The organism is Psychrobacter sp. S1-30-MNA-CIBAN-0213, from assembly GCF_040309845.1.
GTDB lineage: Bacteria > Pseudomonadota > Gammaproteobacteria > Pseudomonadales > Moraxellaceae > Psychrobacter.
The window spans coordinates 1-20162 of record NZ_JBEOPE010000003.1 but is presented as its reverse complement, the minus strand read 5'-3'; the positions used below and the strand labels follow the sequence as shown (position 1 = coordinate 20162).

Sequence of the window (20162 nt, the reverse complement as noted above, 5' to 3'; positions counted from 1 at the left end):
GTTAGTTAGCCCCCGCAGTAGCATCAGTTGCTGGTGTCGTCACTTCATCTTCAGCGGCTACTTCTTTTGAGCGGTAAGTTTTGGTTTGTAGCACTAAATTCAGCTCCGGTATAGCATCTAATGTAGGCTGCGGATTGCTGACTTCAAAATCATGCATCGTGATGATGCGTGGCAGCGCGGCAAGACCACTGATAAAGCTACCAAACTGATGGTACTCACCAAGAGCGGCAATACGAATCGGCTGCTCAATGAAAAACTCATTTTCAATCTCAGGCTCTACCGAAATATCTTGGAAACGGATGTTGCTACCAACACCAGTCATATTAATGCCCTCTACTAACTCTGATACCCGAGTATCTTTAGGTAGCTGGTCAAGTAAGGTATTAAATTCAGTTTCCATCTGGTTAACTTGAGTTTTATAGGCTTCTAAATGGCGTGCCCGTGACTCTTTTTCGCGGTAGCTATCTAGTAACGTTTGCTGTTCACTTTCAGCGGCTGTAATTTCATCGATTTTACTACTGATTGGCATTGCCCAAGATAAAGCGGCAATAAACGCAATAATAAAACCTAATACTGTTACCTTTACGGGGAATGGCCAACTGCCATAGTTTTCTGTATCTAAAGACTCAAAACTACGACGAAAATCGTTAAAATTAAACTGCTTCTTGCTGCGTCCTGCTGTTTTTTTAGTCTTAATTAGCGTTTTTCTACGGATAAGTTTCACAACTCACCTCCAGACTCAGCGCCTTCATCAGGGTTGGTGCTTTCTGACCGAACTTGCGTTGTGATAACGAACTGCACATAGCTGTCTTCAGGATAGATAGGACGTGGCTGCTTACCAGTAGTGACGGTCTCATTAAGTGCAGGAGCAGGCTGATAGGCAGTAATGTTTTGCTGAATATTGCGCACAGCAGAATTATCCATCCATTTACTGCTATCTAAATTACGGATCAAGCTTGATACTACATTTGGGTTATCTGCAAGACCAGTTAGAGTAAGCAGGTCGCCTTCACGCTTTAAATTATTTAAGTAGAGTGCAGACGGTATGGCCTTCGCTATGTCATCCCATAAACGAACGGGAATCGGACGTCGTCCTTGTAAGTCTTGAATAACTTGCATGCGCGAAATAATATCTTCTCGGCGCTGCTCCAAACTATCAATTTCGGTCAACACAGTATCCAAACGCACATTTTCTTGCTCAATCAAAGCATTTGCGTCGCGTTGTTCGTCAAGCTCGTTATTAAAATAGCTCCAAGTTGCAAAGGCAGATAATAGTGCCAGCAAGGTAACCGCGACTACTAAGGTGATAAATTCTTTATTACTACGTTCGCGTTCTTCTTGCCGCCATGGCAATAGGTTGATACGAGCCATTAGTCAAAGCTCCTTAACGCAAGGCCACAGGCAGCTAGCAAGCTTGGGGCATCAGTTTCCAATTGCTCATTATCTATATAAGGATCTATAGTCATATTGATAAAAGGGTTAGCTACAGTGACAGGTACACCAAGCTTTTGCTGTACCATACTGGATAAGCCTGGAATAGAACTACTGCCGCCAGCAAGTACGACATGATCAATACTATTGTATTGACTCGAAGAAAAATAAAATTGCAAAGAGCGTGTAATTTGTTGGATAGTGCTTTCTATAAAAGGTGTTAGAATTTCTGGATAATAATCATCAGGTAGCGCACGTTCACGTTTATTAACTGTGGCCTCTTCGAACGACAGGCCATAGCGATTTTGAATGGCTTCTGTCAGTTGTAACCCACCAAATAGTTGTTCACGGCTATAAACAAACTCACCATTTTTGGCAATATATAAAGTGGTCTGATTGTGTCCGATATCAACCAGCGCAACCAATTCAGGCATATTAGGTAGGTTATCAGCCATCAAACCAAACGCCCGCTCTATCGCATGCGATTCAATATCCATAATTTTGGTTTTTAGACCGCCAAAGGTCAGCGCATCCACGCGCTGATCGACGTTTTCTGAACGTGAGGCGGCCAGCAGAACTTGAACTAGATTTTCATCAACTAGCGAGGGGCCAAGCACTTCAAAGTCTAGATTGACTTCTTCTAACGGATAGGGAATATATTGATCTGCATCTAAGCGTATCTGGGCTTCGCGTTCGACGTCGCTTAGCACCCTATCCATATCAATAATCTTAGTAATGACTGCTGAGCCTGAAACAGCGGTAGCGCCATCACTGCCTGCAACCTGACAGCGTCTTGCTAAGCGAATAATAGCATCACCAACTGCTTCAGTATCTACAATAAGCTTGTCAACGACTGTACCTGGTAGCAGTCCTTCGATTCCATATGACTTAAGATGAAATATTCCTTGCTGACGCCGTATATTAACCAGCTTTACGGAGGTGGCGCAGATATCTACCCCGACCAAATGTCGACCTTTAGAAGAAAGTAGCCTCACAGACGCTTTGCCTTATATAGATTTACGTTCTGATAGTTATCAGTAATAATTTAACACAATACTTTACTTAATAGACATATTCAAGCATTTAAAGACTCTGTTCAGATAAATTACACTTTTAGCATGACCTGTCTGTTTTGTTCACTGTATAATAAGGTATTTGTTGCAAATTTTAATTGATAAGCCTGATTATGACCAAAAAAAACGCTACTGCTCACCTCGTTCACTTTTTGGTGGGAATTGTTATTGCCTGTCTAGCACTTGCCGTTATCCTTGCATTAACTGTGCCAATTGGCTTCTACGGTATGGCTATGTATTTGTCACCAACATTGCCCAGTATCCAAGAAATCAAAACAGCCAGTCTTGAGATGCCATTGCAAATATATAGCAGCGATGACAAGCTTATTGGTCAATACGGTAATCGTTTATCGCTACCAGTTACCTTTGAAGAAATCCCTAAAGATTTGACCAATGCGTTTTTGGCGGCAGAAGACTCATCATTTTTTCAACATAGTGGTATTAGTATTAAAGGTCTTGGTCGCGCTGTTACCGAGGCAGTCACTGATGACGAAGGTCAAACAGGTGGCTCTACCATTACTATGCAAGTCGCTAAAAACTATTTCTTAAGCCCTGAACGTACTTTAAACAGAAAGTTAACTGAACTGTTTTTGGCTCGTAAGATGGAAGATGAGCTTAGCAAAAACGATATTTTGACCTTATATGTCAATAAAATTTATCTAGGCGAAGGCGCGTACGGTATCCGTGCAGCTGCCAAAAAATACTATAGCAAATCTCTAGAAAACCTAACTATTGCCGAAATGGCAATGCTTGCTGGCTTACCAAAAGCCCCATCAAAATATAACCCTGTAGCCAATCCTGAACGTGCACTCACTCGTCGCAATTGGATTGTTGGTCGCATGCACGAGCTTGGTTACATTGATAAGACCCAGCATGATGAAGCAGTCAACGCGCCAATTGGTTTAAAACTCTACCAAGAAAAGCTTGACGTTAATATGCCGTATTTGGCAGAAATGACTCGTTATGCGCTGGTCAATCGCTACGGTGAACAAGTTGTCAATGGTGGTTGGCGAGTACGTCTCACTGTCGATAGTGAAGCCCAAAAATCTGCTGAAGCAGCCGTGCTAAAAGGGCTAATAGCTTACGATCATCGTCATGGCTGGCGCGGAGCAGAAGCGAATGATGAACCTTTAGAAGACTTTCGACGCTACGGTGGCATGTATCCAGCTAAGGTCACCAAAGTTAATTCACGTAGCTTTGAAGCAACGATGCCCTCTGGTGAAAATGTTACCGTTAACTGGTCGGGTATGAGCTGGGCGCGTAAGTATTTTTCAGCAGATCGGATTGGTTACTATCCAAGTAATGCCACACAGATTGTTAGTAAGAACGACATTATTCGCTTACTACCGACCAACAATGGCGGTTGGAAGCTGGCACAAATACCAGAGGTACAAGGTAGCCTAGTTTCATTGAACCCTGATACAGGCGCTGTTAACGCTCTAGTTGGAGGCTTCGATTTTAATCACAGTAAATTCAACCGTGCATTACAGGGCTGGCGTCAACCAGGTTCAACGATTAAGCCATTGGTTTATACTGCTGCTCTAGAAAAAGGCTATCGCCCAGATAGTATTGTTTCAGATCGTCCAATCCAAGTAGGCGAATGGAAACCTAAGAACTCTGATGAACGCTTTTTAGGTGACATTACTTTACGTCGCGGTTTATATCTATCACGTAACTTGGTATCTATTCGTTTACTACAAGCTATTGGCATCTCAGATGCGCGCAACTTATTAGATCAGTTTGGACTTGATAAAGAAAAGCTTCCAACAACTTTGTCATTGGCGCTAGGTGCAGGACAAGCAACACCTTTACAAATGGCCACTGCTTATGCAAGCTTTGCTAACGGTGGGCATCGTATTCAACCTTATTTTATTGAACAAATTTATAATTATGACAATAAGTTATTGTTCCAAGCAAATCCGCAACAAGCTTGCGCATTATGTTTCAATGAACAAGTTGAAAGTCTCAACGAGAAACGGGTTGAAGATTATAATAAATTACTCGAAGATAAAAATGCAGTTATTGAGCCTAACGATGAATCGGTAACTACTGAAGATTTAGAGAAGGACGAAAGTGTAGAAGCAGATAACGATGCTATCAATCTAAATGTATATGATGCTAGTCCAGAAGCAGATCGCTTAAAACCACCTGCTGTACAGTACTTGCAGGCTAGCCAAGCACCACGTATTTTGAAGCCACGAGTTGCTTATGAGATGGCTGATATCTTACGTGATGTCGTACAGCGTGGTACAGCAGTGCGTGCAAAAGCCTTAGGTCGTAACGATATTGGCGGTAAAACTGGTACAACCAATGAAGCTAAAGATGCTTGGTTTGCAGGTTTCCATCCAACTAGTGCTACTGTCGTTTGGATGGGTTTTGATCAGCCATCAACATTGGGGCGTCGTGAGTATGGAGGAGTAGCAGCGCTGCCCGTATGGATGGATTTTATGAGAGCGCAACTAAAAAATAAACCTCATCAATGGGTGTCAGTCAACAACCGTGCCAAATCTAAAAAACAGCAGCAGCGTATATTGGAGATGACTGATGCTGGCGTGATCAATACTGATGAAGAAAATGAATACACTAGTAGTGCTGCTAAACCAGTAAAACCCAAAACTCAGCAGCGTAAAGCTCCGGAACCTGACCCTATTGAAGCTGAAGAAAGCCGCAACAGTAATACTGGTAATAAAAGTACGGTTTCACCTCCAAAACGCACCAACGATAGCGTTCCTCAAAACCCGCTTTCGGTGACTCCAGCTGAGCGTATGCCGACAATGCCAGAATAAACAAACAACTCTTCTAATCGTTATTTGTAATATAAAAAAGCTTGCTCAATGATATTTGAGCAAGCTTTTTTACGATATAAAGTTTCTATATGACCTGCCCTACTTGATAATTTTTGCTAATTCAACATGTTTTCTTAAGAGTTCAATATTTATATTACTCTTTAGAACTCTACCATACCTGCGCGCAATTGCTCGATAAGCTCTAAAAACTGCTGACGCCATTCACGTATAGTTGCTTCATCAGGTAACCACTGATTCGACAAGGTCACAACGTTAACTATAAGATCAGGTGAGGCAGCATCGCTTGGTGTTTGATCTACGATAGTATCTGGTGGGACGGCGTATAGACAACGCTGATAGGCACGTTCTATATTTGCCAAAAACCCTTGCTGCTGCAATTGTTGCAGACGCTGTATCTCTGGCGACACTTGAGTACGCTCACTAAGTGCTTGTTCAATACTCTCTAAAGTTGGCGCCTTCATATCCAAACTATAAAATTGTGCAAGCTCTTGCATAAATGCTAAAAAAGTACCGTACAGATGAAATATAGCTGTTTCACAATGTGCTTGATATAGCTGTTTATCACTACTACTACCCGCTGCTTGACAGGCTAGACGACAAAAATACAGCTTTTGATTGGTTCTATCAGCTTGATATTTGGCAACGCGACCTTTACCCGCCATGCGCTTATCCTTGTATGATATTAATAAAATAGACGCGACTGATATAGACGCATTGGTTAGTGTACTATCTTAGGAGTTAATATAACTATTGTTTTTTTAGTTTTTTAAGCCCATAAAAAAGCCAGCAACATGGCTGGCTTTTTTATTTTAATTATAATTACATGTTAAACATTTGCTATTAAGACTGACTGTCTTGGTTGAGCTCTTGTGCGAAGGCTTCATCAAAACTGGCAAAGTCTTTGCTATCAGTGCTAGCAGTCATATCAAACGCTGCATTAATGTCTTTATCAAGCAGCTTCTGTTCAGCTTTCTCTTTACGAGCTTTATGATAAGCAAGACCAGTACCCGCTGGAATTAGGCGACCAACAACGACGTTCTCTTTCAGACCGCGTAGTTCATCTACCTTACCAGTAACGGCAGCAGCAGTTAGGACACGAGTCGTTTCCTGGAACGACGCTGCTGAGATAAAGCTTTCTGTTGCAAGACTGGCTTTGGTGATACCAAGTAGCTGACGCTCATACTGGACTGGGAATTTATCTTCCGCTTCTAGTTTTGCGTTAAGTGCTCTGATATCAGCATATTCAGCTTGATCGCCTTTGAAGTGACTTGAATCACCACCATCAGTAATCTCAACTTTGCGTAGCATTTGGCGAATGATAACTTCAATGTGCTTGTCGTTAATCTTCACACCTTGCAGACGATAAACATCCTGTACTTCGTTAACGATATAGTTAGCAAGTGCTGTCTGGCCTTTTAGACGTAAGATATCGTGTGGGTTTTGTGGACCATCAGCGATAACTTCACCACGAGCTACTGTCTCATTTTCAAAGACGTTAATTTGACGCCATTTAGGGATTAGCTCTTCATGTACTTCACCATCTTCATTGGTGATAATAAAGCGATTTTTGCCCTTAGTTTCTTTACCAAAGCTGACTACACCAGTCATCTCTGCCATGATGGCATGATCTTTTGGACGACGTGCTTCGAATAAATCAGCAACACGTGGTAGACCACCGGTAATATCTTTAGTACCTGAAGTAGCTTGTGGTACACGACCTAAGATTGAACCTGCCGCTACTTTTTCACCATCGCTAACACGAATGATCGTTTCAGCAGGTAAGAAGTAAATTACTTCTTTGCCTTCGTCAGTATTCAAGATAATGGCAGGACGTAAGTCTTTTGCAGTACTTGAACGGTCACGAGTAGCAAGAATCTCAAATGAGCTCATACCAGTCGCGTCATCAACTTTAACAGTTGCCGTCATACCATCAGTAATTTCACTAAAGCGTGCTGTACCAGCAAATTCAGTGATGATTGGATGCGTATGCGGATCCCATTTAGCGATAGTCTGGCCACCTTCGACCTGATCTTCATGCTTCACTAATACACTTGAACCATAAGGTACTTTATAACGCTCACGCTCACGACCAAGCTCATCAGTTAAGGCAATTTCAGCAGAACGAGAAACAATAACTAAGTGACCGTCAGTATGCTGAACTGTCTTCATATTCTCGAAATGCGCTTGACCAGCATTACGGACTGAGATGCTATTATCCACTGATGCTGAGCTTGCTGCCCCGCCCACGTGGAAAGTACGCATCGTAAGCTGTGTACCAGGCTCACCGATAGACTGTGCTGCCATGACACCAACTGACTCACCGATATTCACTTTATGACCACGAGCAAGGTCACGACCATAGCACTGTGAACAAACACCATGTGCTACGTTACAAGTAATCACCGAGCGTACCCAGATGTCATCGATTGCATTTTCGTCAAGCACATTAACCCAATGCTCATCGATCAAAGTACCCGCTGGAACCAAGATTTTTGAATCATCATCATTGTACGTGACATCACGCGCTGTAACACGTCCAAGTACTAGATCACCAAGTTTTTCAATGATCTCGCCACCTTGGATGTGCGGCGTCATGAGCAAGCCTACATCAGTACCACAGTCATCAGTAGTAATAACTAAATCTTGTGCGACATCAACCAAACGACGAGTCAAATAACCTGAGTTAGCCGTTTTCAATGCGGTATCTGCTAGACCTTTACGCGCACCATGCGTTGAGATAAAGTACTGAAGTACCGTTAAGCCTTCACGGAAGTTAGCTTTAATCGGCGTCTCGATAATTGAGCCATCCGGCTTTGCCATCAAACCACGCATACCAGCAAGCTGACGAATCTGTGCAGCACTACCACGAGCACCCGAATCCGACATGATATAGATTGAGTTAAAAGACTTTTGCTCTTCTTCTTCACCTTGAGCATTGATTACTTTATCAGTAGCCAAGTTGTCCATCATCGCCTTAGCGACTTTGTCGTTAGTACGTGACCAAATATCGACAACTTTGTTATAACGCTCACCAGCAGTCACAAAACCTTGCTCAAACTGGTCTTCAATTTCACGAACTTCGGCCTCAGCAACTTCAATAATCTGCTTTTTGCTTGGTGGAATGACCATGTCATCGATACCAACAGATACACCAGATAGTGTCGCTTGAGCGAACCCTAGGTACATTAATTGGTCAGCGAACATGACACTACCTTTGGCGCCCATCTTACGATAGCAAGAGTTAATCAAACGTGAGATGTTTTTCTTAGTCATCTCTTGGTTGCACTCATCAAACGCCATACCTTTTGGCATGATATTCCAGATAAGCAGACGACCAGCAACAGTTTCCTTTAGACTAACTTCTTTGTTGGTTTCGTTGCCTTCTTCATCGATATGTGTCTCAGTAACACGCACTTTAATCTTTGCGTTTACATGCAAATCATTTGAACCGATGGCACGTAATGCTTCATTGACGGTAGCAAAAATCATGCCCTCGCCTTTGGCATTCACTGATGAGCGACTGATGTAATACAAACCAAGTACCACATCTTGTGACGGTACAATAATCGGATCACCGTTAGCAGGTGACAAGATGTTGTTGGTTGACATCATTAGCGCACGTGATTCGAGTTGTGCCTCTAACGTCAATGGCACGTGTACTGCCATTTGGTCACCATCAAAGTCAGCGTTGAAAGCAGTACAAACGAGCGGATGCAGCTGGATAGCTTTACCCTCGATTAGTACAGGCTCGAACGCTTGTAGACCCAAACGGTGAAGCGTTGGTGCACGGTTTAGTAGTACTGGATGCTCACGGATAACCATGGCCAGCATATCCCACACTTGTGGCTCTTCACGTTCGACCATTTTTTTGGCCGCTTTAATCGTGGTTGCCATACCGTGAGACAATAATTTTGAATAAGTAAACGGCTTGAATAGCTCAAGTGCCATTTTCTTAGGCAAACCACACTGATGCAGACGTAGCGTTGGACCTACTACGATAACCGAACGACCAGAATAGTCGACACGCTTACCAAGTAAGTTTTGACGGAAACGACCTTGCTTACCTTTGATCATATCAGCCAAAGATTTTAATGGACGCTTGTTACTACCAGTAATAGCACGACCGCGACGGCCGTTATCTAATAAAGCATCAACTGATTCTTGTAACATACGCTTTTCGTTACGTACGATAATATCAGGAGCGCTTAGCTCTAATAGACGCTTTAGACGGTTGTTACGATTAATGACGCGGCGATACAAATCGTTTAGATCTGAGGTCGCAAAACGTCCGCCTTCTAGTGGCACTAGTGGGCGCAAATCTGGTGGTAGTACTGGCAAGATGGTCATTACCATCCACTCAGGCTTATTATTAGAATCACGGAATGCTTCTAATAATTTAAGACGCTTAGACATCTTTTTAAGCTTAGTCTCAGAACCTGTCTGCGGAATAGCTTCGCGTAGCTCGTCAATCTCAAGGTCTAAATCAATATCTTTTAATAGATCTTGTACGGCTTCAGCACCCATCTTGGCTACGAATTCATCGCCAAATTCTTCAAGGGCTTTATAATAATCTTCATCATCAAGCAGCTGATATTTCTCTAAGCTAGTTAAACCTGGCTCAGTAACGATATAGCTTTCAAAATACAATACACGTTCAATATCGCGCAAAGTCATGTCTAATAATAGACCAATACGGCTTGGTAATGACTTTAAAAACCAAATATGCGCAACAGGACTCGCTAGGTCAATATGACCCATGCGATCACGACGAACTTTAGCGGTAGTGACTTCAACGCCACATTTTTCACAGATTACGCCTTGGAATTTACGGCGCTTATATTTACCACATAGGCACTCAAAATCTTTAACTGGACCAAAGATTTTGGCACAGAACAGACCGTCACGCTCAGGCTTGAAGGTACGATAGTTAATCGTTTCAGGCTTTTTAACTTCACCATGCGACCATGATTTAATAACATCAGGTGACGCTAAGGTAATTTGAATACTATCAAACTCACGATTACCGCTAGCGGTAGGGCTTTGCATAATATCGAGTAAATCTTTCAAGTTGCTTCTCCGTTATCTTTATAATCATCTGGCCGCGTTATACAACGTAATGCGGATAAGATGAATGAAGGCAATGAATAGGGTTGAGATAAATGACTAAAAGCAGCAGCAATTAGGCGTGCTGCCTTTAGTGTGACAACTAAGTTTAGAATCAATAAAGCTTTTAAACTTAGTGGGTCTCTTTTAACTCAATATTAAGACCTAGTGATTTGATTTCTTTGGTCAGTACGTTAAACGATTCAGGCATGCCTGGATCCATATACTGCTCACCATCAACGATGTTTTTATACATACGCGTACGGCCTTCAACGTCATCCGACTTCACAGTCAGCATCTCTTGCAACGTATAAGTCGCACCATATGCTTCTAGTGCCCACACTTCCATCTCACCGAAGCGCTGACCACCAAACTGAGCTTTACCACCTAGCGGCTGCTGAGTCACTAGTGAGTAAGAACCAGTTGAACGCGCATGCATTTTGTCATCAACCAAATGGTTAAGCTTAAGCATATACATATAACCGACCGTCACTTTACGGTCAAACTTCTGACCCGTACGACCATCATACAACGTCTGCTGACCATCGCGTGCCATACCAGCAAGCTCTAGCAAGTCTTTAACTTGATGCTCATGCGCACCATCAAACACTGCCGTGCCCATCGGTACACCAGCACGTAAATTGTCCGCCAGCGCCATGATGTCATCATCAGTTAAGCTATCAAGATCAACTTGTTCGCCACCAACTTTGTTATAGATTTGGTCTAAGAAATCACGTAAATCTTTAATCGCTGCTTGTGCTTTGAGCATACCATCGATTTTGTCACCTAGGCCTTTTGCTGCCATACCTAAATGCGTCTCTAGTACCTGACCGATGTTCATACGCGATGGTACGCCAAGCGGGTTCAATACGATATCGACTGTATTACCATTCTCATCATAAGGCATGTCTTCAACCGGCATAATGCGCGATACCACACCTTTGTTACCATGACGACCAGCCATCTTATCACCAGGCTGAATACGACGCTTAACCGCTAAATACACCTTGACGATTTTTTGAACGCCATGTTGTAAGTCATCACCTGCCGTTAATTTACGTTTCTTTTCAGCAAACTTAGTATCGATATCTTTTTGCTTATCGACTAAGTACTCTGCAATTTGTGTCAAACGCTCAGATATTTCTTCTTCAACTGGCTGGATATCAAGTAAAGTCTCAAGGCTCATATCTTTCATATCAGCCAAAGCCATAACTGTACCGGCTTTTAGACCAGAACCGCCGCTGACTTTTTGACCATCAAGTAGATTACCAATACGTCCACGTGCTGCTTCTTCAAAGATACGTAACTCTTCTTTCAAATCTTTACGGTAGCTATCAAGCTGCGACTTTTCAATCGCTTTTGCACGCGCGTCTTTTTCGACACCATCACGAGTGAAGACCTGTACGTCAATAACCGTACCTTTGCTTGATGTAGGCACACGTAATGAGGTGTCTTTAACATCAGCAGCTTTTTCACCAAAGATGGCCCGTAGTAGCTTCTCTTCTGGTGTTAGTTGCGTCTCACCTTTTGGCGTGACTTTACCAACCAAGATATCACCTGCGTCAACTTCAGCACCGATATAGACAATACCTGCTTCATCAAGACTTGATAAAGCGGCTTCACCAACGTTTGGAATATCCGCAGTGATTTCTTCTGTTCCAAGCTTGGTATCACGCGCCACACAAGTCAATTCTTGAATATGAATAGTAGTGAAACGATCTTCTTTAACTACTTTTTCAGACAGCAAGATTGAATCTTCGAAGTTATAACCGTTCCACGGCATAAATGCGATGCGAATGTTCTGACCCAATGCTAGCTCACCAAGATCCGTTGACGGACCATCAGCCAAGATATCACCCAAAGCAATCTCGTCGCCTTGGTTAACGATGATACGTTGGTTGATACAAGTGTTTTGGTTAGAGCGTGTATATTTGATCAAGTTGTAGATATCGATACCCGCTTCACCAGCAGTCATCTCGTCTTCGTTCACACGCACTACGATACGCGATGCATCAACGTCTTCAATCACACCGCCACGCTTAGCGATAACACAAACACCAGAGTCACGAGCAACATGACGCTCCATACCAGTACCAACTAACGGCTTATCAGCACGTAATGTTGGAACGGCCTGACGCTGCATGTTCGAGCCCATCAAGGCACGGTTAGCATCATCATGCTCAAGGAATGGAATAAGACCTGCTGCTACCGAAACGACCTGACTTGGCGACACATCCATATGCGTCACTTTTTCTGGCGGCATACGAACGAATTCACCATAGCTACGCACACTGACCATTTCATCAGAAAGTGCACCATCTTCAGTCACTGGTGAGTCGGCCTGTGCAATCACAGTACCTACTTCTTCAATCGCTGATAAATACTCAATAACGTCTGTTACTTTACCATCAACCACACGGCGATAAGGCGTCTCTAAGAAGCCAAAGCTGTTGGTTTTAGCAAAGGTCGCAAGCGAGTTGATAAGACCAATGTTTGGACCTTCAGGAGTCTCAATCGGGCAAACACGACCATAATGCGTATCATGTACGTCACGTACTTCAAAGCCTGCACGTTCACGAGTCAGACCACCTGGCCCTAATGCTGATACACGGCGTTTATGCGTGACTTCAGACAACGGATTGTTCTGATCCATAAACTGTGACAACTGACTTGAACCAAAGAATTCTTTGACTGCAGCAGCAACAGGTTTTGAGTTAATCAAATCTTGTGGTGATAAGTTATCAGACTCAGCTGAGCTTAAACGCTCTTTTACTGCACGCTCAACACGTACCAGACCAACACGGAACTGGTTCTCTGCCATCTCACCAACCGAACGAATACGACGGTTACCTAAATGGTCAATATCATCAACTTCGCCGCGACCATTACGGATCTCGATAAGCTCTTTTAGAACGTTAACGATGTCATCATTAGTCAGTACACTGCGCTTGCGTTGGATATCAGGATCATCTGTATTATCAAAGTCTAAACCTAAACGACGGTTAAACTTCATGCGACCGACATTCGATAAGTCATAACGATCAGCGTTAAAGAACATGCTGTCAAATAGCTTCTCAGCGGTTTCAACCGTTGGTGGCTCACCTGGACGCATGACTTTATAGATCTCGATTAAAGCTTCTTCACGGCTTGAAGTGCTATCGGCACGTAGCGTATCAGCGATATAACTACCCTGATCGATATCATTGGTAAATAGAATGCTGATTTCTTTGATGTCAGTAGCGCTTAATTTAACCAATAATTCATGGTCAATTGGCGTGTTTGCACGAGCAAGCACTTCATCATCAACGATGATATCTTCAGCTAAAATACGCTCATATAGGTATTCATCAGGTACAGCAATTTTTGTCATGCCTGCTTCTTCAAGCTGACGGATACGGCGTGCATTAATACGCTTGCCTTGCTCTACCAATACATCACCCTCAGGTGATACGATATCAAACTGCGCCATCTCACCACGTAGGCGATCAGCAACTAGATCAATTTCGAACTGCTCTTCACCTTTATAAACAGCCACTTTATCGAAGAAAATATCTAAGATCTCAGCAGTGCTTAGGCCTAGTGCGCGTAAAATAATAGAAGCTAGTAATTTACGACGACGGTCAATACGTGCAAAAACTAAGTCTTTGGCATCAAATTCAAAGTCAAGCCATGAGCCACGATAAGGGATAATACGTGCGTTATAAAGCACTTTACCACTTGAATGTGACTTACCTTTATCATGATCAAAGAATACACCAGGTGAACGATGCAATTGCGATACGATAACCCGTTCAGTACCATTAATAATAAAGGTACCGTTATTGGTCATCAATGGCATCTCGCCCATGTAGACACTTTGCTCACGGATATCTTTGATAGCCGCTTTACTGTCTTTATCTTTGCTGTCTTTATCTTTGATAATTAGGCGAATTTTGACACGCATAGGGGCTGCGAAAGTTGAGCCGCGTAAAATACATTCACGCTCATCAAACTCAGGTGTACCTAAGTAATATTCAACGAATTGTAACTCTGCATTACCAGAGTGACTTTCGATAGGGAAAATAGAGGAATACGCAGCTTGCAAACCAGTATTCTCACGAGCTTTTGGCTTTTTATGCTCTTGCAAAAATTGCTCGTAAGAATCTACTTGGATAGACAGTAAATATGGGATGTCCATCACAGTGGGCAATTCAGCAAAACTTTTGCGAATACGCTTTTTTTCAGTATAAGAATATGCCATCGAGAGTCCTTACAGTAGACGTGAAAACAAATGAAAAGCGTGGCCAGCATGCATCAATACTATGCAAACTTAGCGACGTAAACGATAATAAAATAAAAATTCTTACTAAAACTGTTTTTTGTAGACAAATACTTCTACTAAAACAGCTGTTTAACTTAATTGGGTTCTAACGGTCGTTGCATAAAAACAATGTACTAAAATCAATACATCAACACGACTATATGAGCACTTTTGCTTGAGATTTCAATAGTAAACCTTGCTAATCTTCTAGCGTCTCATCTCTAAATTATATTATATATATATGACATGAATAGTATCGTCGCTAATATCTACCGTCCATGAACCATTTACCGACAGTAAAACCATGCTAGACTATTTAGAATTAAAAAATTAGGATCAATATAAATATTATTAATAAAAGGAAAGTATGCAGACACAAAAAAATGCCAAACATCTAACGACATTTAGCTTACATTAACTAATTTCAAAAACTGGCGTGTTTGCGTACATGTATATCGTGTGTCCTTTTGATAGGTATCCACCGCATTAATGCGTACGTATATTGGCAGACACAAAAGGTCAAGCTACGAATTATAATAAAAAAAAGCTGGCAATGCAAGGCATCACCAGCTTTTTTTCGTAACGCGTTAAACTTATTTTAGTTCAACAGTAGCGCCAGCTTCTTCAAGTTTCTTTTTCAACTCTTCAGCTTCAGCTTTGTTAACGCCTTCTTTGATTGGTGCTGGAGCACTTTCAACCAAATCTTTCGCTTCTTTCAGGCCAAGACCAGTAGCTTCACGTACGGCTTTAATTACGCCAACTTTCTTCTCGCCAAAGCTGGCAAGAACTACGTCAAACTCGTCTTTTTCTTCAGCAGCAGCAGCAGCAGGGCCAGCAGCAGCAGGTGCAGCAGCAACAGCAGCTGTTACGCCGAATTTTTCTTCCATAGCGCTGATTAACTCAACGATATCCATTACTGACATTTCAGCGATTGCGTTTAACACGTCATCTTTAGATAGTGCCATGAGAACTCTCCGTTATCTGATAAAAATTAATTGATTTTAATATCGCTTTGATTGTTTGCCAAATTTTCAAATAGTTATGACAATTAAGTACAATCAGCGATGTCAAAGTTACGTTAAAACAAGCAATTAAGCAGCTTCTTTTGCGTCTTTGATTGCTGCAACAGTGCGAACAAGCTTACTAGGAACAGCGTTCATAGTCTGGACAAGCTTGGTCACTGGTGCATTCATAGTAGCCATCAAGATAGAGATTGCTTCGTCGCGAGTTGGTAGCTTCGATACGCGCTCTAGCTCTTCTGGACCATAAACAACACCACCAACTGATACCAATTTGGTCTCTAAAGCTTTGTGATCTTTACTGAAGTCGAAAACGACTCGAGCTGCAGATCCCAAATCTTCCATAGAGAAAGCCAAAAGTAATGGACCAGTCATACGGTCTGACATGCTCTCAAACTTAGTGCCTTCAAAAGCGCGTTTTGCTAGGGTGTTTTTTACCACTTTCAAAACGACGCCTTTCTCACGGGCTTGTTCGCGCAGCTTAGTAAGCTTTGCAACACCAATACCGTGATATTCGGCAGCTACTGCTGAGTAAGCATTAGCAGCAACTTCAGACACTTCAGCCACAACTTGTTGTTTTTGCTCTAGCGTTAATGCCATAAGTTGACTCCTTTAATCTAATCAATCTGCTAATCATATAAAAACTCCAAAACCGAGGCTTTGAATAGTTTAAACACCTAACTAAGACTGACTTGATACGATACGTTATTCGTAAATTCCATAAAAATAGAATTTACTCCTAACGACTGATTACGGCACCGTTATCAGAATGACATCAAGTGATAGGTTGCCCTATCGGCTCTTATCAACAACTGGGTGGGTCACCGTCTGCGTAGGACAACTAAGATTTTCATCTGTCGTCGATTAACAAGAGCAGCTCATTGCCATCAATAATAATCCGAGAATCATTAATAATAACGCAAAACCGCTTTCTACCTACGGTCTTAGACAGCATAGCGTTTGCTACGCTGACCTAATTCTTTAAAGTATTTTTGTGTCCTTTATTTGAAATCGTCAAATAAAGGCGCACGTTTAATTATTTTGCTGTGCGATATGGAACAGGATCAATCGTGATACCTGGGCCCATAGTGCTAGACAAGGTAATTTTCTTAATGAAAACACCTTTAGACGTAGCAGGTTTAGCACGCTTTAGATCTGTGATTAGTGCTTGAGCGTTTTGGATAACTTGCTCAGCAGTGAAACCAACTTGACCGATAGTGGTATGGATGATACCCGCTTTATCAACACGGTACTGAGCCTGACCCGCTTTAGCGTTAGTCACAGCTTCAGCAACATTAGGCGTTACCGTACCGACTTTTGGGTTAGGCATTAGACCACGTGGACCTAGGATAGTACCTAACTGACCAACGACACGCATTGCGTCAGGAGCAGCAATAACAATATCAAAGTCCATGTTACCAGCTTTGATTTGCTCTGCTAAATCTTCAAAACCAACGATGTCAGCACCAGCTTCTTTGGCGGCTTCAGCAGCAGCGCCTTGAGCAAATACAGCAACACGTTTGGTTTTACCAGTACCAGCAGGTAGGTTGGTAGCGCCACGAACGACTTGATCAGATTTACGTGGGTCAACGCCCAAGTTTACTGCAATGTCGATAGACTCTTTGAATTTTAGTGCTGGCAAATCATTTAAGATTTGAACCGCTTCTTCAAGTGTGTATAACTTTTCGTTTTCTACACGCTCAGCGATTAATTTTTGACGCTTAGTAAGTTTACTCATTTACACACCCTCCACGGTAATACCCATTGAACGTGCAGTACCAGCGATGGTACGGACAGCAGCATCAAGATCAGCAGCAGTTAAGTCTGCATCTTTAGTCTTGACGATATCTTCTAATTGCGCACGATCGACTTTACCGACTTTAGCGGTGTTTGGTGTACCAGAACCTTTAGCGATGCCAGCAGCCTTACGTAGTAAGTATGCAGCTGGTGGTGACTTCATGATGAAGGTGAAAGACTTATCGCTATATACAGTGATCTCAGTAGGAATCGGTAAACCCGGCTCTTGATTTGAGGTCGCAGCGTTAAATTCTTTACAGAACGCCATGATGTTCACGCCTTTTTGACCCAATGCTGGACCAATCGGTGGTGAAGGATTTGCTTTGCCTGCAGGCACTTGCAGTTTGATGTAACCATCAATCTTCTTAGCCATGATACTCTCCTAAATGGGTAATAGCGCCAAATCAATATGGTATAACCCTTATTGACTAACAGCTCCCCGGTTGATGAATTTTTTGCTGGTTTAGTCTAGCTTTTCAACTTTACTAAACTCAAGCTCAACCTGAGTAGGTCGATTAAATACGTTTACAGTTAACTGTAATTTAGACTTTTCATAATCCACTTTTTCTACCAACCCTTTAAAGTCAGTAAATGGACCATCAATAACCAATAACTCTTCGCCCGGCTCAAATAACGTTTTTGGACGTGGGTTGGTTTCAGTCTGATTTAAACGGTTAAGAATACGATCCGCTTCTACTTGAGTAATAGGCGCAGGAGTCTCAGGCGTACCACCAATGAAACCCATAATACGTGGGCATTCTTTAACAATATGCCAAGTATTATCGTTCATTTCCATTTGGATCAATACGTACCCTGGAAAGAACTTACGCTCACTCTTACGCTTTTTGCCGTCTTTCATTTCGACGACTTCTTCAGTAGGAACCAATACATCACCGAAATTTTCAGCAAAGTCGCTACGATTAATGCGCTCGATTAATGAGCGTTGCACTTGTTTTTCATATCCTGAAAACGCTTGGACAATATACCAACGCATATCACGCTCCTAATCGTTATAAGTAAAAGTTTGGGTTAAAGGAAGCTAATACGCTTCTATTAACCGATAAACAAACCAACGAACCAATTAAAAAAGTTATCTAATAACCAAATAAAAAACCCAACAATCGCAATCACAACAATCACTTGCCATGTGTATTGAAAGGTCTCATCTTTACCTGGCCACGTGACACGGCGCAGTTCAACTGCCGCATCTCTTAGTAATATTTTAAATGCGCGGCCTTGATTGGTTAACGCTAAACATACTAGTGCAAACACAATAAGCGCGACAATAATACCAATACGTACCCAAACATCATTGGCAAGTTGCCAGTAACCAGGTAGGTATTGATTAACTAAAGTCGCGCCGATCAAAGCAGCTATGGCTAATAGCCATAATACCAAATCTTTTGCTGAACCAGTTTTGGCAACTTCAACGGCAGACGTATTCACCGATGATATGTGCTTATTTTTAGTCAGCATTCCACCAGCAACCGCCTTGGCATCAGATAACTTAGAATCGAGGTTATCTTGATTATCGCTCATAGAGAACTCGCTTTGGAGATGGTGGCTTACAATAAAGAATTTGGTAAGAAGATGGCAGGCGATGTAGGACTCGAACCTACAACCCTCGGTTTTGGAGACCGATGCTCTACCAATTGAGCCAATCGCCTATGGGTGTTGAGGCTGATAATTATACAAGCTTTTAATTAGAATGCAAGTTTTAACACAATATTTTATTACTTTATTCTAATCAATTGGCTATTAACAACAAAATTAGAATTACAGAGAACAAATTTGTATAGTTATGTCTTAGCAACCTTAATGACTTTTTGCTTAACTAATATACGGATATGATGAAAATTAACAATAAAAAAAGCCACCCTCTATGAGAATGGCTTTTCGACTACGGTTTAACTCTCTCAGATTGCTCTGAGTGGGTTAAATCTTAGTTCAATACGTTAGCAACAACACCAGCGCCTACAGTACGGCCGCCTTCACGAATAGCGAAGCGTAGGCCTTTGTCCATAGCGATTGGGTGGATAAGCTCTACGCCCATCTCAACGTTATCACCAGGCATAACCATTTCAGTACCGTCTTGTAATTGGATTGCGCCAGTTACGTCAGTAGTACGGAAGTAGAACTGTGGACGATAGCCGTTTAGGAATGGTGTATGACGACCACCCTCTTCTTTTGACAGTACATATACTTCTGCGTCAAACTTGGTATGCGGGGTGATTGAACCTGGCTTCGCTAGTACTTGGCCACGTTGTACGTCTTCACGCTTAGTACCACGTAGTAGTACGCCACAGTTTTCGCCTGCACGACCTTCGTCAAGCAGTTTACGGAACATCTCTACACCAGTACAGGTGGTTTTTTGAGTGTCACGGATACCAACGATTTCAATTTCGTCACCAACGCGTACGATGCCTGATTCAACACGACCAGTTACAACGGTACCACGACCTGAGATTGAGAATACGTCTTCGATTGGCATTAGGAATGCTTTGTCGATGTCACGCTCTGGCTCTGGGATGTAGGTGTCTAGTACGTTTAGTAGCTCAACAACTGCTGGTTCGCCGTATGGGCCTTCGTTGCCTTTTAGGGCTTCGGTAGCAGAACCTTTGATGATTGGGGT

At 42.4% G+C, this 20162-nt stretch carries 14 protein-coding genes and 1 tRNA gene; 1 reads left to right on the top strand and 14 read right to left on the bottom strand.

The window, feature by feature from the left end; genetic code table 11:
- Position 1: 1 nt before the first annotated feature.
- The 3 genes from AAEY87_RS03560 to AAEY87_RS03550 are packed head-to-tail and all read right to left on the bottom strand — an operon-like array spanning position 2 to position 2426.
- Positions 2-724 carry a type IV pilus inner membrane component PilO gene (locus tag AAEY87_RS03560; protein ID WP_068329486.1) on the bottom strand — a complete coding sequence of 241 codons (723 nt, stop codon included), beginning with the start codon at positions 722-724 and terminating at the stop codon, positions 2-4.
- Positions 721-1371 (bottom strand): PilN domain-containing protein, encoded by a 651-nt coding sequence (locus AAEY87_RS03555; protein ID WP_068329489.1) that lies wholly within the window; start codon positions 1369-1371, stop codon positions 721-723. The genes AAEY87_RS03560 and AAEY87_RS03555 overlap by 4 nt, the downstream gene beginning before the upstream one ends.
- Positions 1371-2426, bottom strand: a complete 1056-nt coding sequence (locus tag AAEY87_RS03550; RefSeq protein ID WP_350655979.1) for a pilus assembly protein PilM — start codon at positions 2424-2426, stop codon at positions 1371-1373. Before AAEY87_RS03550 ends, AAEY87_RS03555 begins: the two co-directional genes overlap by 1 nt.
- A gap of 191 nt (positions 2427-2617) precedes the next feature.
- Here AAEY87_RS03550 and AAEY87_RS03545 point away from each other — a divergent pair, with 191 nt between their 5' ends.
- Positions 2618-5290 (top strand): penicillin-binding protein 1A, encoded by a 2673-nt coding sequence (locus AAEY87_RS03545; RefSeq protein WP_350655978.1) that lies wholly within the window; start codon positions 2618-2620, stop codon positions 5288-5290.
- A 161-nt stretch (positions 5291-5451) separates the two neighbouring features.
- Here AAEY87_RS03545 and AAEY87_RS03540 read toward each other — a convergent pair whose 3' ends face one another.
- The 11 genes from AAEY87_RS03540 to AAEY87_RS03490 all read right to left on the bottom strand — a co-directional run.
- The gene (locus AAEY87_RS03540; RefSeq protein WP_068037957.1) at positions 5452-5973 is read right to left on the bottom strand and encodes a DUF6586 family protein; all 522 of its coding nucleotides are present in this window, start codon (positions 5971-5973) and stop codon (positions 5452-5454) included.
- A gap of 178 nt (positions 5974-6151) precedes the next feature.
- Positions 6152-10378: a DNA-directed RNA polymerase subunit beta' gene (gene rpoC, locus AAEY87_RS03535; RefSeq protein WP_350655977.1), complete on the bottom strand. Its 4227-nt coding sequence runs from the start codon at positions 10376-10378 to the stop codon at positions 6152-6154.
- A gap of 169 nt (positions 10379-10547) precedes the next feature.
- A complete protein-coding gene (gene rpoB / locus AAEY87_RS03530; RefSeq protein ID WP_068037963.1) occupies positions 10548-14654 on the bottom strand; it encodes a DNA-directed RNA polymerase subunit beta in 4107 nt (1368 codons plus the stop codon).
- 653 nt (positions 14655-15307) lie between these two features.
- On the bottom strand, positions 15308-15679 hold the full coding sequence (rplL, locus tag AAEY87_RS03525) for a 50S ribosomal protein L7/L12 (protein ID WP_011514491.1): 372 nt from the start codon (positions 15677-15679) through the stop codon (positions 15308-15310).
- 126 nt (positions 15680-15805) lie between these two features.
- Positions 15806-16333 (bottom strand): 50S ribosomal protein L10, encoded by a 528-nt coding sequence (gene rplJ / locus AAEY87_RS03520; protein WP_068037967.1) that lies wholly within the window; start codon positions 16331-16333, stop codon positions 15806-15808.
- Between the two features lie 436 nt (positions 16334-16769).
- Entirely contained in the window at positions 16770-17471 is a 702-nt protein-coding gene (rplA, locus tag AAEY87_RS03515) for a 50S ribosomal protein L1 (protein ID WP_068329499.1), read from the bottom strand.
- The gene (rplK, locus tag AAEY87_RS03510) at positions 17472-17903 is read right to left on the bottom strand and encodes a 50S ribosomal protein L11 (protein ID WP_010201717.1); all 432 of its coding nucleotides are present in this window, start codon (positions 17901-17903) and stop codon (positions 17472-17474) included. It lies immediately after the preceding gene.
- Between the two features lie 90 nt (positions 17904-17993).
- Entirely contained in the window at positions 17994-18524 is a 531-nt protein-coding gene (gene nusG, locus AAEY87_RS03505; RefSeq protein WP_068037974.1) for a transcription termination/antitermination protein NusG, read from the bottom strand.
- A gap of 59 nt (positions 18525-18583) precedes the next feature.
- Positions 18584-19069, bottom strand: coding sequence for a preprotein translocase subunit SecE (gene secE / locus AAEY87_RS03500; protein WP_068037977.1), 486 nt, complete (start codon positions 19067-19069; stop codon positions 18584-18586).
- A gap of 52 nt (positions 19070-19121) precedes the next feature.
- Positions 19122-19197, bottom strand: a tRNA-Trp gene (locus AAEY87_RS03495).
- A 275-nt stretch (positions 19198-19472) separates the two neighbouring features.
- Positions 19473-20162: EF-Tu C-terminal domain-related protein (locus AAEY87_RS03490; RefSeq protein ID WP_350655976.1), on the bottom strand; the 690-nt coding region annotated here is incomplete at its 5' end.